Origin of the sequence: Hymenobacter citatus (assembly GCF_014333615.1) — a bacterium.
GTDB classification, from domain to species: domain Bacteria; phylum Bacteroidota; class Bacteroidia; order Cytophagales; family Hymenobacteraceae; genus Hymenobacter; species Hymenobacter citatus.
On record NZ_JACSCY010000013.1, the window covers coordinates 73,927 to 90,502 of the forward strand.

The following is a 16,576-nucleotide window of genomic DNA, read 5'->3' on the forward strand; positions in this document are numbered from 1 at the left end:
ATTTCACCATTATGCGTACCGCTACTCTCGATATTGGCAACACGGCCGTGAAGTACGGGTACTTCGAAGGCAACGAGTTACGGTATCGGGCAACGGGGCAAACGCTGGCGGAAGTGCTAGCATTGGTGCAATTGCATCAGCCTACTCATGCTATTGTAGGGTCGGTGGCAGAGCCCACTACGGACTGGGCAGCCGCACTCCGGCCGCTGATGCCGGGTCAGGTTTTGGAACTGGCACCCGCTACCACGCGGCTCCCCCTGCGCAATGGCTACGCTACTCCCCACACGCTAGGCGCCGACCGACTGGCCGCAGCAGTAGGGGCGGCGTGGCTGCACCCCAACCAGGATGTGCTCGTGATTGATGCCGGTACGGCAATTAAATGCGACTTTATAGAAGGGGGCCACACCTTTCGGGGCGGGAGCATTGGGCCAGGGCTGCGGCTGCGGTTTCAGGCGTTGCATACGTTTACGGGCCGTTTGCCGTTATTAGAAGTGCCAAATGCTCCCTCAGTGGCTGTGCCCCTGATAGGAGATGATACGCAATCTGCCATCCGAAGTGGCGTGCTAAACGGGGCCGCTGCTGAGGTAAATGGTCTGATAGACACTTACCGGGTGCAGTATCCTGAGCTGGCAGTGCTGTTAACAGGCGGTGACGCCGGTTTTTTTCAACCACGGCTGAAAGGCTATATCTTTGCCATTCCGGAGCTTGTGCTACTTGGGCTCCATCGAATATTAGTGCATAATGTTGAAAACTAAATTTGCCGGCCTGGCCGGGTTGTCGCTGCTAGGGTGGCTGAACGCTGCGCAAACGCAGGCACAGGGCCTCGGAAACTCGCCTTATTCGCGCCTGGGCCTGGGCGACGCCTATATTAACACGGGTGGTGTCCGGCAAATGGCAATGGGTGGGGTAGGGCTAGCCGCCCCCAATGGCACCAACGTGAATGAGCTGAACCCGGCACTGGTGTACTACACTTCTCGCACCACCTACGAGGTAGCTGTAACGGGACAGTTTAAAACCATTAGCAACCGCACCAATTCGCAGCGCGATGGTAGCGGTACGCTGGGTTACTTGGCCTTGGCTTTTCCCATCTCCAAACGGTGGGCGGCGGCGGCCGGCCTGCGGCCCTACACGGCTGTCGATTACGAAAGTACAACGAGCAGCAGCGTAACGGGCGACCCCAACGCACAATCTATCAACCGCTTTACAGGCGATGGTGGGCTGTCGGAAGCATACATGGTGCATGCCTTCCGCGTGGCAAAAGGTCTGACGGTAGGCGGCACCGCTTCTTATGTATTTGGTACTATTGACGCAACCTCTGGCACCACAGTTATAACCTCCGGCGACAACTCCAATGCGCAAAGCACCGTGCGTCTGGAGCACGTGCGTTATTCAGATTTTATTTTCAGGGCCGGCGCACACTACCGCGGCAAGCTAACAGAGAAGCTCAATTACAACCTAGCAGCCGTATACGGCTTCCAATCTAACCTGAACGGTACGTATGATGTGACGCAGGAGCAGCGCACATTGGCGGGGGCACCCATTGCCAATACCAGCATTGTGTTGGTGAGTGGCCAGAAGGGCGAAGCCCGCGTGCCTACCCTGGCACAGTTCGGAATAAGCCTTGATAACAACCGTAACTGGAGCACCAGCTTGGACCTGGCCCGGCAGCAATGGTCGCGCTTTCAAGTACCAGTGCTGGCTGGCGTAACCAGCGCCGCCAACGTGCCTCTGAATGATACCTACCGGGTAGGGCTAGGTGGCGAATGGGCCCCAGATCCAACCAGTGTCGACAACTACTTCAAGCGCGTGGTGTACCGGGCAGGCATCAGCCTGGCCGAGGTTCCCTACCGTCCCGGCGGACAACGTCTGTACGACCGAGCTGTGAGCTGGGGATTTGGCTTCCCAATACCCGGTGCTACGCCGCTAGATGCCACTACGCTTAGCTTGGCCTTCACCTACGGGCAGCGCGGCAACAACAACGTAACCATTGACAGCCCCAGCGGCAACGTAAAGGAAAATTACATCCGGATGCAGGTAGGGGTTTCGCTCAACAACCGCTGGTTCATTAAGCGGCGCATTGAGTAGTGCAGCGAGAGGGTAAGATCATGCGAGAGTCCCGTATCTGGATAGGGGTAGGTCTGGCTTTGATGGGTTGTCAGAAGCAAGAGGCTGACCCAACGAAGCAAGTGAAGTACGAAGGTCCGATGATGGAAACCACCAACGTGCTAACCTTCGTGAGCGACTCAGCTAAGCTTCAGGTGAAGCTGACGGCGCCACTCCAGCAGCAGTTTGAGTCGGGTGACGTGGTGTATCCCAAAAGCGTGAAACTGCTGTTCTACAGCAAGGATGGCCAAACGGTAGTGAATACCATTAGCGGCGACTATGGTAAGCAGGAAAAGAGCAAGAGCCTATATTCCCTACGCGGCCACGTGCGGGTGAAAAACGAGCCTGAGCAGAAGACCCTACAAACCGAGGAGCTGTTTTATGACCAGCAACGGATGCTGATCTATACGAAACCCGAGATGTTCGTGCACATCGAAACGCCGACGGATACAGCGGACGGCTACGGCCTGGAGGCCGACCAGAACTTTACGACTTATAAGCTGAAAAAAGTAACGGGTAAATTCAGCAACGTCACCGAAACGACTACTCCCTAAGCTATGGCCTTTCGATTCGATAAGTCGCTGGGACGGACGGTACTGTTTTCGGTGGCCGTGGTATCGTTCATCATTGCCGTGTACCAGACTATTCTGCAAAACAGCATCGGCAAAAACTACACGTGGTACATGGTTTCGTTTGTATGCGTGATGTGGTTCCGCTACCTAGGCCTGGACGACAAAGCCGCTGCCAAGGACACGCCGGCACCCCATGCTGCTGCTGCGCCTAAAGCCGGAGCCAAACCGACGGCAAGCCGGCCAAAAGGCAAACGACGCAAATAGCGTAGCTTCTTTTTTACCAGCAAATACGGCATTTACGGTGCTGAATGTCACAGAAATGCGCCTTTCCTACCCTGCCATTGGCGGGTAGCTTTGAATGTCGGGCGGATTCTGGTTATTTTGCGCCTCTTTCTCCTCTTTATACGGTGCTTTTTTTCAAGTAAATGGCTTTAATTAACACGATTCGGGAAAAATCCGGCTGGGCCGTTGGCACGGTAGCCATCGGTATGCTGCTCTTCATCGTGGGCGGTGACCTGGTAGGCGGCCGGAGCAAACTGTTCGGTGGCAACGATACAACCGTAGGCGAAGTAGCCGGCGAAAAAGTAGACCTGGCTGAGTTTCAGAATACACTAGAGCAGCAGAAAGAAGCCTTTGCCGCCCAGCAAGGCCGCCAGCCCGACGAGCAAGTGATGGGTTACCTGCGCGACCAAGCCTGGAACCTGACCATTTACCGCATCGCTTTCCAAAAGGAGTTTGAAAAGCTGGGCCTGAAAGTGTCTGATGACGAAGTAGTGGATATGGTGCAGGGCAAAAACATCAGCCCCAGCATCCGCCAAGCCTTCACTAATCCGCAAACCGGCCAGTTCGACCGCGCCAAGCTGCTCGACTACCTGCGCAACCTCGACAAGCTGCCCCCGCAGGCCCGCGCTGCCTTCGAGAACTTTGAAGCCAACCTGCCCATTGAGCGCATGGCCAACAAGTACAACAACCTGATGAAGCTCTCGACCTACGTGACCAGCGCGGAGGCCAAAAACTACCTCACCAACCAGGCTACTACCGCTAACGCCCGCTATCTACTGGTGCCCTACTACACGGTATCAGATTCGTCGGTGAAGGTGACGGATGCTGAGTTGCAGGCCTACCTCGACAAGCACAAGAGCCGCTACAAAGTGGAGCAAGGCCGTAGCATCGAGTATGTGACCATCCCGGTAGCTGCTTCGGTGGAGGACAGCGCCGCCGTGCGCAGCACTATCGACCAGTTGGCTACCCAGTTCCAGAGTGCGCCCAACGACTCGTTGTTTGTGAAGTTGAACTCTGACCAGCCCTACAACGGCGCCTACCTCTCGCCAGCCGATCTGCCCGAGAAGCTGCGCGAAAACCTGCCCCTGACCGTTGGCCAAGTATATGGTCCCTACGCTGAAAATGGCGTGTATTCGCTGTTCAAAGTAACAGGCGAGAAGAAAAGCGAGCAGGCTGCGGCCCGTGCTAGCCACATCCTCATCAAGCCCGAAGGCACTACCCCTGAGGCCAAAGCTGCTGCCAAGGCTAAGGCCCAAGATATCCTCAACAAAATCAAAGGCGGTGCTGATTTTGCCGCCATGGCCCGCCAGTACGGCACCGATGGTACCACCGCCACCGGCGGCGACCTAGGCTGGTTCTCGCAGGGTCGTATGGTACCCGAATTTGAGAAGGCTGTATTTGGTGCCAACTCAAAAGGATTGCTGCCAACTCCGGTGGAAACGTCGTTCGGCTACCACATCATCAAAATCACCCAACCCAAAACCTACCAGACCTACCAGGTAGCAGCCGTGCAAAAAGCCATTGTGCCCACCGATGCTACCCGCGACGCCGCCTACCAGCGCGCCCAGGATCTGAAAGGTCAGATTACGGACGTAGAGTCGTTCCGTAAGGCTGTGGCCGCCGATAAGTCGTTGCAGAAGCAAGAAGCACAAGGCATCGGCACCGCCGACCGCAACGTGAATAACCTGCAAAACGCCCGCGAGCTGGTGCGTTGGGCCTACTATGGCAATAACGGCAAAGAAACCAAGGTAGGCGATGTGTCGGAAGTATTCGACATCGGTGACCAGTACGTTATTGCCGTACTCACCGGCACCCGCAGCAAAGGCACCGCCGATATTGCCAGCATCCGTCCCGAGCTAACGGCGCAGGTACGCAACGATATGAAAGCGGAGCAGATCATCAACAAGCTGAAAGGCAAGACCGGTACGCTGGAGCAACTGGCTGCTGCCTATGGTCCTTCGGCCCAGGTGAAAACTGCCGATAACGTGGTGCTGGGTTCGGGTGTGCTGCCTGGCCTGGGCGCCGAGCCAGTGGCAGTTGGTACGATCTTCGGCCTAAAAGTCGGTCAGAAATCGACACCTATTCAGGGCGAACAGGGTGTACTTATTGTGGAGCCTACCGCCATTAACGCGCCTACTGCCACCGGCGATGTGGCCGCTACCCGCAAGCAGCTCACCGAGCAGCGCACCGCCCGCGCCGATGGGCTGCTTTACGAGGCCGTGAAAGCCAACGCCAACGTGAAAGACGAGCGGGTGAAGTTCCCTAGCCTGTAGGCCCTACCTCCGTACAGGCTTCTATCATAGAAAAGGCCACTCTTGCAGAGTGGCCTTTTCATTTGTAGGCAGATGGTAGTCAACGGGTTTTTGTAGCTATCTTGAAATGATTCTGAGCGATGAGCCGTTCAGAAAGTTGAGGTATGGGTAGGAGGTATTAGCCTGTAGGCTGATAACCAGTAACTCACAACTCGCAACTCACAACTACGCTCGTATGCGCTTCTCTCGTCGTTTGCTGCCCATTCTGATTTCGTTGCTGCCCGTGACTCCGCTAATGGCCCAGACTATGTTGGGTGGTGATGTAGCATTAGCGAAAGAATACGCACGCAAAGGCGAAAACGAGAAGGCTGCCTTTCTATTTGGACGCCTACCCACAGCCGAGCAGCAGCGCCCCGAGGTATTACCTGACTACCTAAATACGCTTCAGGCACTACACAACTACAAAGAGGCGGAGAAAGTGGCCCGCAAAGCGGCCAAGCAGCACGCTGCCGAACCAGTGTATACAGTATTGCTAGGAGAAGTATATACCGCTGCGGGCGACCAAACCGCTGCTACTAAGCAGTACGAGCAAGCTCTAGCGCGCCTGACCAGCGAGCAAATTATACCCGTTGCAACGGAGTTTATGCGCCGTCAACAGCCAGAGTGGGCCGAGAAGACCTATCTACGAGGTAGGGAGCTAGCAAAGAATGATGCGGAGTTTGCGCCTCAGTTGATTCAGCTTTACACCCAAGCTGGCCAAACGGAGCAGCTAATGGCTGAAACGTTGCGCCTAGTGCAGCAAGACGAACGACAATTGCCCTTTGTGCGCAACATGCTGCAAAACTCGCTACGGGAAGAAAAGGACTTCGAAGCCCTCGAAAAGCAGCTACTCAGCAATGTGCAGAAGTACCCAGACCAGCCCGTATACAGCGAGCTGCTGTTGTGGCTACAGGTGCAGCGCCACGATTTTGTGGGGGCGCTGGTGCAGGCCAAGGCCCTCGACCGCCGGGAGCGGACCAACGGCAGCCGCGTGCTGGAGGTAGCCGCCATTGCCCAGCACAACCACGATTACGAAAGCGCCATTGCCGGCTACCAGTACGTGCTACGCGAGTACAAAGGTGGCCCGCTCTACGCTATTTCGCGGCAGCGGCTGGTAGAAGCCCGCGAGGAGCAAGTGCGCACCACCTACCCTGTGGAGCCAGCCAAGATTCAGGGGCTGATAGCCGAGTATGAGCAAGTGCTGCAGGAGCTCGGTCGCACGTCCGAAACGGCTTCTATTCTAACAAATATGGCTGAGCTGTATGCTTTTCAGCTCGACGATAAGCCGCGGGCTATCCAGCTATTGCAGGAGGTTATTGCCATGCCTCGCGCCAATCCTACCACGGTGGCTGATGCCAAAATTACGCTGGCCGATATTTACTTGCTGCGCGGCGAGCCGTGGGAGGCCACGCTGCTTTACTCTCAGGTAGAGAAGGACCATAAGGATTCGCCGATTGGTTACGAGGCCAAGCTTCGCAACGCCCGCCTCAGCTACTACGCCGGCGACTTCAAGCTGTCCCAGAGCCATCTGGACATTCTTAAGCAGGCCACCAGCCGCGAAATTGCCAACGATGCCATGCAACTTAGCCTACTCATCTCCGATAATACCGCCATGGATACCGCGGGCATAGCCCTGCGCGACTATGCAGCCATTGAGCTATTGGTATTTCAGAATAAGTTGGCGGAAGCCAGCCGTGGCCTTTCGGCACTGGTGGCCAAGTACCCTGGCCATGCACTCACAGATGAGGCATGGTACCTACAAGGCCAACTCCAGCGCCGCATGGGCGACTACCCGGCTGCCGTGGCTACGCTCGCCAAAATCACGTCTAACCCCAAATACGACGTGCTCAGTGACGATGCCATGTTTCTGATGGCTAGTATCTATGAGGAAAACCTCAAAGAACACGACAAAGCCAAAGAGCTGTATAACCAGTTGCTGGTGAAATATCCGGGTAGTATTTACGTAGCGGAAGCCCGCAAACGCTTCCGCGCGCTCCGTGGAGATGGCGCTTAGATAGATTTCTGCGTAAGCGCTACTTGTAATTTGCAAACTGTTTCAGGAATACCATAGCATGAAGGTTTCTTACTTCTACCGCAAACCAATACCTCATTTTCATTTTAGTATTGAAAGAATTTTTGATGCAATGAGCAGCTATTTGCAAAAGCAGATAGAAGTAGAAAGAAAGGAAGTGCCATTTTTTTGTGATAGGCCAAAAAATAAGTATAAGAATATCTTATGGGCGAGAGAAAATAACGGGCGTATAAACCATATTACAGGTGATATTCATTATTTAGCATTGGGTTTAGATAGCGCTACTACAGTGCTAACTATTCATGATGTTAATTTTATGAAAAGGAGGAATTATTTAAGACTAATTGAACCGTATATTTTTTCTCTTTTTATCCCGATAGCTAAAGCCAAAATAGTTACGGTGGTTTCTGAGCAAACAAAAAAAGAAGTGATTAAGTATGTTCCCTTTTTTAAGCATAAAATAAGGGTAGTACCTAATTTCTATGACCCTGCATATAAACCTTTTGAAAAGCCATTCAATAAAGAAAAGCCTGTACTCTTACAAATAGGTACCAGCGCAAATAAGAACTTAGAGAGACTGATTGAAGCTATAGATGGCATTCCTAGCCTGTTTGTAATAATAGGACGACACAATAAGGCTATAGAGGAGCTACTACGCACGAAAAAAATAAATTACGAATGGAAACAAAACCTAACGGATGCTGAAGTGCGGGAGCAATATCAGCGAAGTGATATAATGTGTTTCGTGTCTACTGCCGAAGGATTTGGTATGCCTATTTTAGAAGCACAAGCTGTAGGAAGAGCAGTAATTACAAGCAATATTTCGTCTATGCCGGAGGTAGCAGGTGATTCTGCATTGTTAGTTGATCCTTATTCTGCAGAAGATATTCGTGATGGTATTTTGAGGCTAATTCATGATGATATATTTAGAGAAAATTTAATTGAGAAGGGATTCAACAATATTAAGAGATATGAAATAGCCAGGATTGGCGAAATGTATCATAATCTATATACTGAAATTGCCTCAAAAACAGCATAACTGCGCTCGTATAGAGGTAGCCGGTTTGCAAGAGAGAGCTGCATTGTATGCTGCATCGCTCAGAGCTTCTGTCCCGAATACGTGGCTATATGCAATGAATTGAGCTTTACCGGAATTACTATCGTTACTCTTCTAGCCAGTCGGTCTGAGTGTCAAGAAGAAAAGGCTACGTTAGGTGGTAGTAGGGGGATAAAAGCAGGATAGGAGCGGTTTTCTTCTTACTTTTGAAGATACTGCCCTCTGCCGTCAACCCCGCCCAGCATGGAAAAAAGATGGATTCGTAAGTCTTTGCCAGACCCCACCAACGTTCGGCAGTTGGCGGATGCCCTGCGCGTCAACGAAGCCATTATCAGCCTGCTGTGCCAGCGGGGCGTGTGCACGTTTGAGGAAGCCAAAGCCTATTTCCGTCCTTCGCTGGCTGATCTGCCCAACCCGCTGCTTATGCGCGATATGGACCGCGCCGTGCAACGCCTTACGCAGGCCCTGCACGCGGGTGAGAAAGTGCTGGTGTTTGGCGACTACGACGTAGATGGTACTACCTCCGTAGCTGTAGTGTATTCTTATCTACGGCAGTTTTTCGGGCCTGAGCGTATCGATTACTACATTCCCGACCGCTACAAAGAAGGCTATGGCGTGTCCGACGCCGGTATTGACTACGCCGCTGAACACGGTTATGCCCTAATTATTGCCCTCGACTGCGGCGTGAAGGCCGTGGAAAAAGTAGGTGATGCCACAGCCAAAGGCGTCGATTTCATTATCTGCGACCACCACTTGCCTGGCGAGTCGCTGCCGCAAGCTGTAGCTGTGCTGGACCCCAAGCGCGCCGATTGTCCCTACCCCTTCAAGGAACTGTCGGGATGTGGGGTAGGGTTTAAGCTGATGCAGGCCTTTGCCCAGGACCAGGGCCTGGATGAGGCACCGCTGCATGAGTTGCTGGACCTGGTAGCTGTGAGTATTGCGGCCGATATTGTGCCTATTTACGGCGAAAACCGGATTCTGGCTTATCACGGGTTACGTTTGCTCAACGACCCTGAGCGGCCCCAACGCCCCGGCCTCGATGCCTTGCGGGAGCTGGCTGGCTTGCGCTTTGGGCTGAATATCAGTAGTCTGGTTTTTGGCTTTGCGCCACGCATCAACGCGGCTGGGCGCATGGGTGACGCTAAACGCTCGGTGGCCATGCTACTAGCCGAAACCAAGGAAGACGCCATTGCCCGCGCCGGTGTAGTCGACAAAACCAACCAGGAGCGCCGCGGCTTCGATACCAGCATCACCAAGGAGGCGCTGGAGATGATTGAAAACGACAGTCGCTTGCTGAATGCTCGCTCCACGGTGCTATATAAGGAAGACTGGCACAAGGGGGTGGTAGGCATTGTGGCCTCGCGCTGCCTGGATAAATACTACCGCCCTACCATCATTCTCACCCAAAGCAATGGCAAGGCCACCGGCTCGGCCCGCTCTGTGGCGGGGTTCGATGTGCACCAGGCCATAGAAGAGTGCGCCGATTTATTGGATCAGTTTGGCGGCCACATGTATGCGGCCGGGCTCACGCTAGCCGTAGAAAACGTGCCTGCGTTTCAGAAAAAGTTTGAGCAGGTAGTAGCCAGCCGCATCCTGCCAGAGCAGTTGATTCCGCCAGTTGAAATCGATAGCGAGTTGCAACTGACGGATATTACCAACGGCTTCTACCGGCTGCTGAGTCAGATGGAGCCGTTTGGCCCCGGCAACCCCAATCCCGTGTTTGAGTCGCGGGGTGTATATGCTGCCCCAGACTCAGCCCGTATTGTGGGCAACTCCCACCTCAAGGTTGCCCTTACCCAGGATGGCTACCATGTGGTGGATGCCATTGGGTTCGGGCTGGGCGAATACTACGAGCAAATGCAACAGGGCGAACCGTTTAGCGTGTGCTACAACGTGGAAATGAACGAGTATCGGGGTACCCGCACGTTGCAATTGCGCCTGAAGGATATTCGATGGGAATAAGGACTGCTACTGAGGAACTTTAGGAAGAAGGTAGAACTTGCCGTCAAGTACTAAATAGCCTTCCCTTAGGTAGGAACCAGAATGAGATTTCTTGTAAAGTAGTGGCTGTAGTTGCAGCCATGTGACTACGCCATTTATCCGTTTTTCGCGCAATACAGTACGGCCTGCTTGTTTTAGTTTAAAGCGCTCCTCCGTTGTCCCATTATACCAATGAATGGTTCTGTGGCGCCATTTACTCGATTTTGCAGCTACTGAAAGTGGAGTTGTGCTTGCAACGTTGCTAGTAAGTTCCCCTGTACGACCTTTCACAACGTGTCGCTGTTGAGCTAGTCCTTTTCGACTAACAGTAAACTTAGGGGTAGTCTGCTGCACTCGTTCCCGTAGCATATCTGCCTGCTGAAACAGCGTATCGCGGGCGGCAGTGGCTTGGGTAGGATCGGTAATTAGTTGCGCTCGAGCGGTGACGGCTGAAAAAAATAGACCAACTGCGGCCCCAAGGCAATAACGGGTAAAAAACATAGAATAGAGGCTATACATGAAAAGGTGCCCGAAAGTAGGGGCACCTTTTCACTTATCCTACGACAGTGTTGCGGTGGTTATCGGGTAACGCGCTGCCGCCAGGCATCCAGGCTCCACTCACCAGCACCTGCAACGGCTAAAAACAGGAATACGAAGCAGTAGAGCACTGCCAACTCGCCTTGGTTCTGGATAGGTAGGGGCGCTTGCGGCGCGTGGGCCATAAAATAGGCCACAGCCATCAGGCCCGATGAAATGAAGGCCACAGGACGCGTAAATAAACCCAGGATGAGCAGCAAACCGCCTAGTGCTTCCAACACACCAGCCAGTCCCATAAGCGAGAAAAGCTCGGCAGCCCCGTGCTCACCGGCCGGAAAGTTGAACAGCTTCTGCGTACCGTGCAGCATAAACATAAAGCCTGCTACGATACGCAGAATGCTCAGTAAGCGGGGCATCCAGGTAACAGAGTAAGTAGGGGTAGTTGCCATATGAAAAGGGATGAATGAAAGAAGCAGTAACGCACGTTAGTTCACAACGTTGCTAGCCAGACGCGGCGGCGTTCGGGCAAACCGCCACGCCCACCCGATGAGCACCAATTGCAAGGGTAGGCGTGCCCACACCATCCAGGTAGGTAGCCGAAATAGTTCGTCGTTGTGGCGAGCCATATACACGTTGGCCGGAAATACGGCTAGCAGCAGCAGAATAAGTCCCCAGGCTGCTGGGCGGCGCGTGGCAGGTAGCAAGAGGCCCAGGCCACCTGCTAGCTCGGCCACGCCGCTCACGTATACCAGCGTGAGCGGCGCGGGCAGGTAAGGCGGAACAATCTTCGCGTATACTTTGGGCTTCACAAAGTGCATCACGCCGGCCCCCACGTAGAGCAGGGCCATCAGGGAAAAGCTCAGGGTACGACTACGGCGCGACATACAAAACAGGTAGGAGGGTAGGGTAGGAACGCAGGGCAGCCCAGCCAGGTTTTGGGTAGGGCAATGTGTACCTTGGCTCATTCGTTGCCTGTGCGCGTGCTCTATCTTCTTCCTTCTTTATGAAATTTACTTCTCTGGCCTTGTTAACGGGGCTGACCACGGGTGCCGCTTTTGCTCAACAGACTGCTGGCTACCAGATTACCCTCGATTTGCAACAAGTGGCCAACGACCGAATAAAGGTGGTAGTGCAGCCGCCTACCCTCACCGAAAACCAGGCTACGTACATCATGCCCTCGGTTATACCAGGGTCGTACTCGCGCAAGGACTACGGCCGCTTCGTGTCCGGTTTCACGGCGTTGGATGCGAAGGGGCGCAAGCTGAAGGTGAAACACCCCTCGCCCAACCTGTTCGTCATCGACAACGCCCGTACGTTGGCCCGCCTCGAATACTACGTAGACGACACCTGGGATGCTCGCCAGGACGATAACTTCATCTTCCAGCCCGGCGGCACCAACTTCGAGGCCGGCCGCAACTTTGTGCTCAACCACTACGGCCTCTATGGCTACTTCGATGGGCAGAAGATGATGCCCTACCAGCTCACCGTCCGCAAACCCGCCGACCTCTACGGCGCCACTGCCCTACCCAAGCAAAGCCCCTCAACCACCGAGGATGTGTACACGGCCCCCAGCTACGTCACGCTTTCCGATGGGCCTATTCTCTATAGCCAGCCCGATACCACCAGCTTTGCGGCGGGCGGCGCGCGCATTGGGGTGTCGGTGGTATCGGAGAGCGGGGTGGTGAAGGCCGCGCAAATCCAGGAGATAATGCGGCCTATGGCCGAGGCGCTAGCGCAGTATTTTGGTGGACAGATGCCCGTAGAGCACTACGAATTTCTCCTGTATTTTCCAGGCCTGAATTCGCCGCTGAACAGCAAAAACGGTGGATATGGGGCCATGGAGCATTCCTACTCCTCCGTCTATTTCCTACCCGAAATTCCTGACCCAGACCGTGTGAAAAGCATGGTGCAGGAAGTGGCCTCGCACGAGTTTCTGCACATGCTGGCCCCGCTGAACATCCACAGCCGTGAAATTGGCGAGTTCGATTTCCGAGACCCGCAAATGTCGCAGCACCTGTGGCTCTACGAGGGCGTAACCGAGTACATTGCCCAGCTGGTGCAGGTGCGCGGCGGCCTAAACACGCCGGATGAATTTCGCCAGCACATCAAGCAGAAAATCGACAACGCGGAGAAGTACCCCAACGTGTCGTTCACGACCATGAGCCGGCAGATTCTGGATAAGCCTTATAAGGACATGTACCAGAACGTGTACGAGAAGGGTGCGCTCATGGGCTTTTTGCTCGATATCCGGTTGCAGGAGCTGAGCCAGGGTCGCCAGAGCCTGCGCGACGTGCTTCTGACGCTGCGCCAAAAGTATGGCCCTACCCACTCCTTCGAGGACAAGGACCTAATTCCGGAGTTTGTGGCTCTCACCAACCCGCAGATGCAGGAGTTCTTCGACCGCTACATCATCGGCAACGAGCCGCTACCTTACGTCGAATATTTCCAAAAAATAGGCTGGTACTACGCGCCCAATGAGGAAGGCAAAATGCTGGCTTTCGGCAACATCGGCTTCAGCTACGACAGCGCCCGGGAGCAATTTAAAGCCGCACAAACCAAAGCCACTGAAAACCCTTTTGGCTTAGGAGAAGGTGACATCATCGTGGCTGTGAACAATCAGTCGGTGACCATGGCCAACGCCGAGCAGCTGCTCCGGCCGTTGGTGGAGCCTACCTCCGCCGAGCCCGTTACCGTACGTTTTCAGGCATCAGGTGCTGCCAAGCCCAAAGAGCGCACGGCCACGCCCCGCACCTTCAACGTAAAGCTGCACAATGTGCTACGAGTAGATCCCGCCGCTACGCCCGTGCAGTTGGCCCTGCGCGCGCAAGTACTGAAGCCACTGAGCCAGTAAATCACCATTTTTGCCGTATGATTCTTCGCGCTGAGCACTTATTCAAGAAATACAAAGCCCGCACTGTAGTCAACGATATGTCGTTGCACGTGGAGCAGGGGGAGATTGTGGGTCTGCTGGGACCAAACGGGGCTGGCAAAACCACCTCGTTCTACATGACGGTAGGCATGGTGAAGCCCAATGCCGGCAAGGTGTTTCTGGACGATGAGGATATCACCAAGCTGCCCATCTATCAGCGCGCCCGCCGGGGCATTGGCTATTTGGCGCAGGAGGCCTCGGTGTTCCGGGATTTGTCGGTGGAAGAAAACATCCTGTCGGTGCTGGAAATGACCGGCCAGCCGAAGCAGGCCCAGCGCGACAAGGTAGAGGAACTGCTGAATGAGTTCAGCCTCACGCACGTGCGCAAAAACCTGGGCCGCGTGCTGAGCGGCGGCGAGCGGCGGCGCACCGAAATTGCCCGCGCCCTGGCCGTCGACCCCAAATTTGTGCTGCTGGACGAGCCCTTCGCCGGCGTCGACCCCATTGCCGTAGAGGAAATCCAAGGCATCGTGGCCAAGCTCAAGCACAAGAACATTGGTATCCTCATCACCGACCACAACGTAAATGAGACGCTCAGCATCGTCGACCGCGCCTACCTGCTCTTCGAGGGCAAGCTCCTAAAAGCTGGTACCGCCGAGGAGCTAGCCGCCGACGAAATGGTGCGCCGGGTGTACCTGGGCAAGCATTTCGAGTTGAAGCGTAAAATATAATCGCAGATTTTGCAGATTAAAAAGGATTATAGGAATTCGTTTGATTTTTATAAGGCGTTTATAGTAAGATAATTATTGATTTTTGAGTGCTATTTCTTATGGAAGAGTATAAATACCAGACCCTTACGGGGCGTGTCATTGGGTATGCGATGCAGGTGCCCCAGACATTAGGGGCTGGGTTTCCGGAGGCAGGAGCGTAGCTTGGCATTAGAGATGCAAGCGGCAAGCGTCGGTTTTCAACGCAAATTGGTATTGCCGCTATATTACCATAATGAGTAGGTAGGAAGCCGCCGCGTTGGTTTTTTGGTCGAAGAAGTGTTGCTTTTGGAGCGAAAAGCTGTAACCGAAATTCTACCAATTCATCACACGCAGATTATCAACTACCTGAATGCGTAGCAACTAGAAGTAGGCTTGCTTTTGAATTTTGGTTCTGGCAGCCTCATGTTCAAACGCTTTATCAGGTCCTGCTGAACATTCAACCTGTGTGTAATCATAGCTTCTGTACAGCAAAATTGCGTATTTCGAATCTGTGAAATCCATCCAATCTGCAACATCTGCGATTCTGTCGTGGGCCGTGCAACGGCGTTTGGGCGATATTGCGCAATTCCGGAACCACCCGCACGAGGCCCAGGCGCAGGTGTTGCGTACGCTCCTGCACACGGCCCGCGATACGGAATGGGGTAGGCAATACGGCTTCGGCGATGGACTAACGGCCGCTGACTTTGCGCAGCGGGTGCCTATCAGCACCTACGAGGAACTTTATCCGGCGCTAGAGCGCGTGTTGCAAGGGGAGGCCGATGTACTGTGGCCCGGCCGCGTGCAGTGGTTTGCCAAGAGCAGCGGTACCACCAACGCCCGCAGCAAGTATATTCCCGTCACCCGGGAGTCGTTGCACGAGGGCCACTACCGCGCCGGCCGCGACATGACGGCACTGGCTACCTACCACTACCCCGAGCATAAGGTGTTAGGTGGCAAGACGCTGTCGTTGGGTGGTACGCACGCCCCCAATCCGTTTCGCCCTGCTGAGCCCGACTCACGTGTTGGCGACGTATCGGCGGTGATTATGCAGAACCTGCCTGCCTGGGCCGAATATATCCGGACGCCGCCGCTGGAGTTGGCCTTGCTGGACGAATGGGAAGAGAAAATAGAGCGTATTGCCCGCCACGTGCTCACCCAGGACGTAACCGTGTTGGCCGGGGTACCTACTTGGATGATTGTGCTGCTGCGCCGGGTAGTGGAATTGGCCGGCGCAGCTAACATCACAGAGGTATGGCCCAACCTGAGTTTGTTTCTGCACGGCGCAGTGGCCTTTGGGCCTTACCGCGAGCTGTTTCGGCAGTTGATTCCGCGGGAACGGATGCACTACCTCGAAATCTACAATGCCTCCGAAGGCTACCTGGCGTTGCAGGACGAGCCCAATTCGGAAGACCTCCTGCTCCTGCTCGACCACGGTATCTACTACGAGTTTCTACCCCTCGATCAGTTGGGGCAGCAGCATCCGCAAGCCTGCACATTGGCCGAGGTGGAAATCGGGCCGCGCTACGCGCTGATTATTAGCACCAACGCGGGCCTGTGGCGCTACAACATTGGCGATACGGTGCGCTTTACCAGCTTGGCGCCCTACCGTATTCGTATTACGGGCCGCACCAAGCACTTCCTCAATGCCTTTGGCGAAGAGGTAGTAATAGAAAACGCCGATGCGGCTATTGCGGCCGCCTGCCAGGCTACGGGCGCCACTGTGCGCGATTTCACGGCCGCGCCCATTTATTTCAGCAACACCGATACCTCGCGGGGTGGCCACCAGTGGCTGGTAGAGTTCAACGTACAACCCACAAATCCAGAGCGATTTGTGGCCGTGTTGGATGATACGCTCCGCCACCTCAACTCCGACTACGATGCCAAGCGTCACCGCGACTTGGCCTTGGTGCGCCCTGTGGTCACGGTAGCGCCACCCGGCACATTTGAGCAGTGGCTAGCTGGCAAAGGCAAGTTGGGTGGTCAGCATAAAGTACCGCGTCTCAGCAACTCCCGCGAACTGCTAGAAGAAATACTGCGGCTGCTACCGAAAGAAATAGTATAACTAATAATTTAGTTGTAAGTTAACAGAGTCATTATCAGTCAC

General features: G+C 54.5%; 15 protein-coding genes. 12 read left to right on the forward strand and 3 right to left on the reverse strand.

Going from position 1 to position 16,576, the window contains the following annotated elements; genetic code table 11:
* The first annotated feature begins 11 nt into the window (after positions 1–11).
* From H8B15_RS15375 to recJ, 8 genes are all read left to right on the forward strand, one after another.
* Positions 12–755 (forward strand): type III pantothenate kinase, encoded by a 744-nt coding sequence (locus H8B15_RS15375; protein ID WP_187320561.1) that lies wholly within the window; start codon positions 12–14, stop codon positions 753–755.
* Complete coding sequence (bamG, locus tag H8B15_RS15380; protein ID WP_187320562.1) at positions 742–2,085, forward strand: BamG family beta-barrel-assembly machinery protein; 1,344 nt, start codon at positions 742–744, stop codon at positions 2,083–2,085. The genes H8B15_RS15375 and bamG overlap by 14 nt, the downstream gene beginning before the upstream one ends.
* Before the next feature lie 20 nt (positions 2,086–2,105).
* On the forward strand, positions 2,106–2,657 hold the full coding sequence (lptC, locus tag H8B15_RS15385) for an LPS export ABC transporter periplasmic protein LptC (RefSeq protein WP_187320563.1): 552 nt from the start codon (positions 2,106–2,108) through the stop codon (positions 2,655–2,657).
* Between the two features lie 3 nt (positions 2,658–2,660).
* On the forward strand, positions 2,661–2,939 hold the full coding sequence (locus H8B15_RS15390) for a hypothetical protein (RefSeq protein WP_187320564.1): 279 nt from the start codon (positions 2,661–2,663) through the stop codon (positions 2,937–2,939).
* A 161-nt stretch (positions 2,940–3,100) separates the two neighbouring features.
* Positions 3,101–5,230: a peptidylprolyl isomerase gene (locus H8B15_RS15395; RefSeq protein ID WP_187320565.1), complete on the forward strand. Its 2,130-nt coding sequence runs from the start codon at positions 3,101–3,103 to the stop codon at positions 5,228–5,230.
* A gap of 214 nt (positions 5,231–5,444) precedes the next feature.
* Positions 5,445–7,262 carry a tetratricopeptide repeat protein gene (locus tag H8B15_RS15400; RefSeq protein WP_187320566.1) on the forward strand — a complete coding sequence of 606 codons (1,818 nt, stop codon included), beginning with the start codon at positions 5,445–5,447 and terminating at the stop codon, positions 7,260–7,262.
* A gap of 58 nt (positions 7,263–7,320) precedes the next feature.
* Entirely contained in the window at positions 7,321–8,319 is a 999-nt protein-coding gene (locus H8B15_RS15405; protein ID WP_187320567.1) for a glycosyltransferase family 4 protein, read from the forward strand.
* A 261-nt stretch (positions 8,320–8,580) separates the two neighbouring features.
* Positions 8,581–10,299 (forward strand): single-stranded-DNA-specific exonuclease RecJ, encoded by a 1,719-nt coding sequence (gene recJ / locus H8B15_RS15410; RefSeq protein WP_187320568.1) that lies wholly within the window; start codon positions 8,581–8,583, stop codon positions 10,297–10,299.
* Positions 10,300–10,305: 6 nt separating this feature from the next.
* On the opposite strand, the gene H8B15_RS15415 is transcribed toward recJ, so the two are convergent.
* The 3 genes from H8B15_RS15415 to H8B15_RS15425 all read right to left on the reverse strand — a co-directional run bounded on the left by H8B15_RS15415 (position 10,306) and on the right by H8B15_RS15425 (position 11,819).
* Complete coding sequence (locus H8B15_RS15415; RefSeq protein ID WP_187320569.1) at positions 10,306–10,818, reverse strand: hypothetical protein; 513 nt, start codon at positions 10,816–10,818, stop codon at positions 10,306–10,308.
* 77 nt (positions 10,819–10,895) lie between these two features.
* On the reverse strand, positions 10,896–11,303 hold the full coding sequence (locus H8B15_RS15420; RefSeq protein ID WP_187320570.1) for a DoxX family protein: 408 nt from the start codon (positions 11,301–11,303) through the stop codon (positions 10,896–10,898).
* 36 nt (positions 11,304–11,339) lie between these two features.
* Entirely contained in the window at positions 11,340–11,819 is a 480-nt protein-coding gene (locus tag H8B15_RS15425) for a DoxX family protein (RefSeq protein WP_343069168.1), read from the reverse strand.
* Between the two features lie 38 nt (positions 11,820–11,857).
* On the opposite strand from H8B15_RS15425, the gene H8B15_RS15430 reads away from it, so the two are divergent.
* The 4 genes from H8B15_RS15430 (at position 11,858) to H8B15_RS15445 (ending at position 16,534) form a co-directional block, all read left to right on the forward strand.
* Complete coding sequence (locus tag H8B15_RS15430; protein WP_187320571.1) at positions 11,858–13,705, forward strand: M61 family metallopeptidase; 1,848 nt, start codon at positions 11,858–11,860, stop codon at positions 13,703–13,705.
* A gap of 17 nt (positions 13,706–13,722) precedes the next feature.
* Positions 13,723–14,454, forward strand: a complete 732-nt coding sequence (lptB, locus tag H8B15_RS15435; RefSeq protein ID WP_187320572.1) for an LPS export ABC transporter ATP-binding protein — start codon at positions 13,723–13,725, stop codon at positions 14,452–14,454.
* Positions 14,455–14,769: 315 nt separating this feature from the next.
* A complete protein-coding gene (locus H8B15_RS21080) occupies positions 14,770–14,850 on the forward strand; it encodes a GxxExxY protein (protein ID WP_343069170.1) in 81 nt (26 codons plus the stop codon).
* Between the two features lie 142 nt (positions 14,851–14,992).
* Positions 14,993–16,534, forward strand: coding sequence for a GH3 auxin-responsive promoter family protein (locus tag H8B15_RS15445; RefSeq protein ID WP_484496852.1), 1,542 nt, complete (start codon positions 14,993–14,995; stop codon positions 16,532–16,534).
* Positions 16,535–16,576 lie beyond the last annotated feature (42 nt).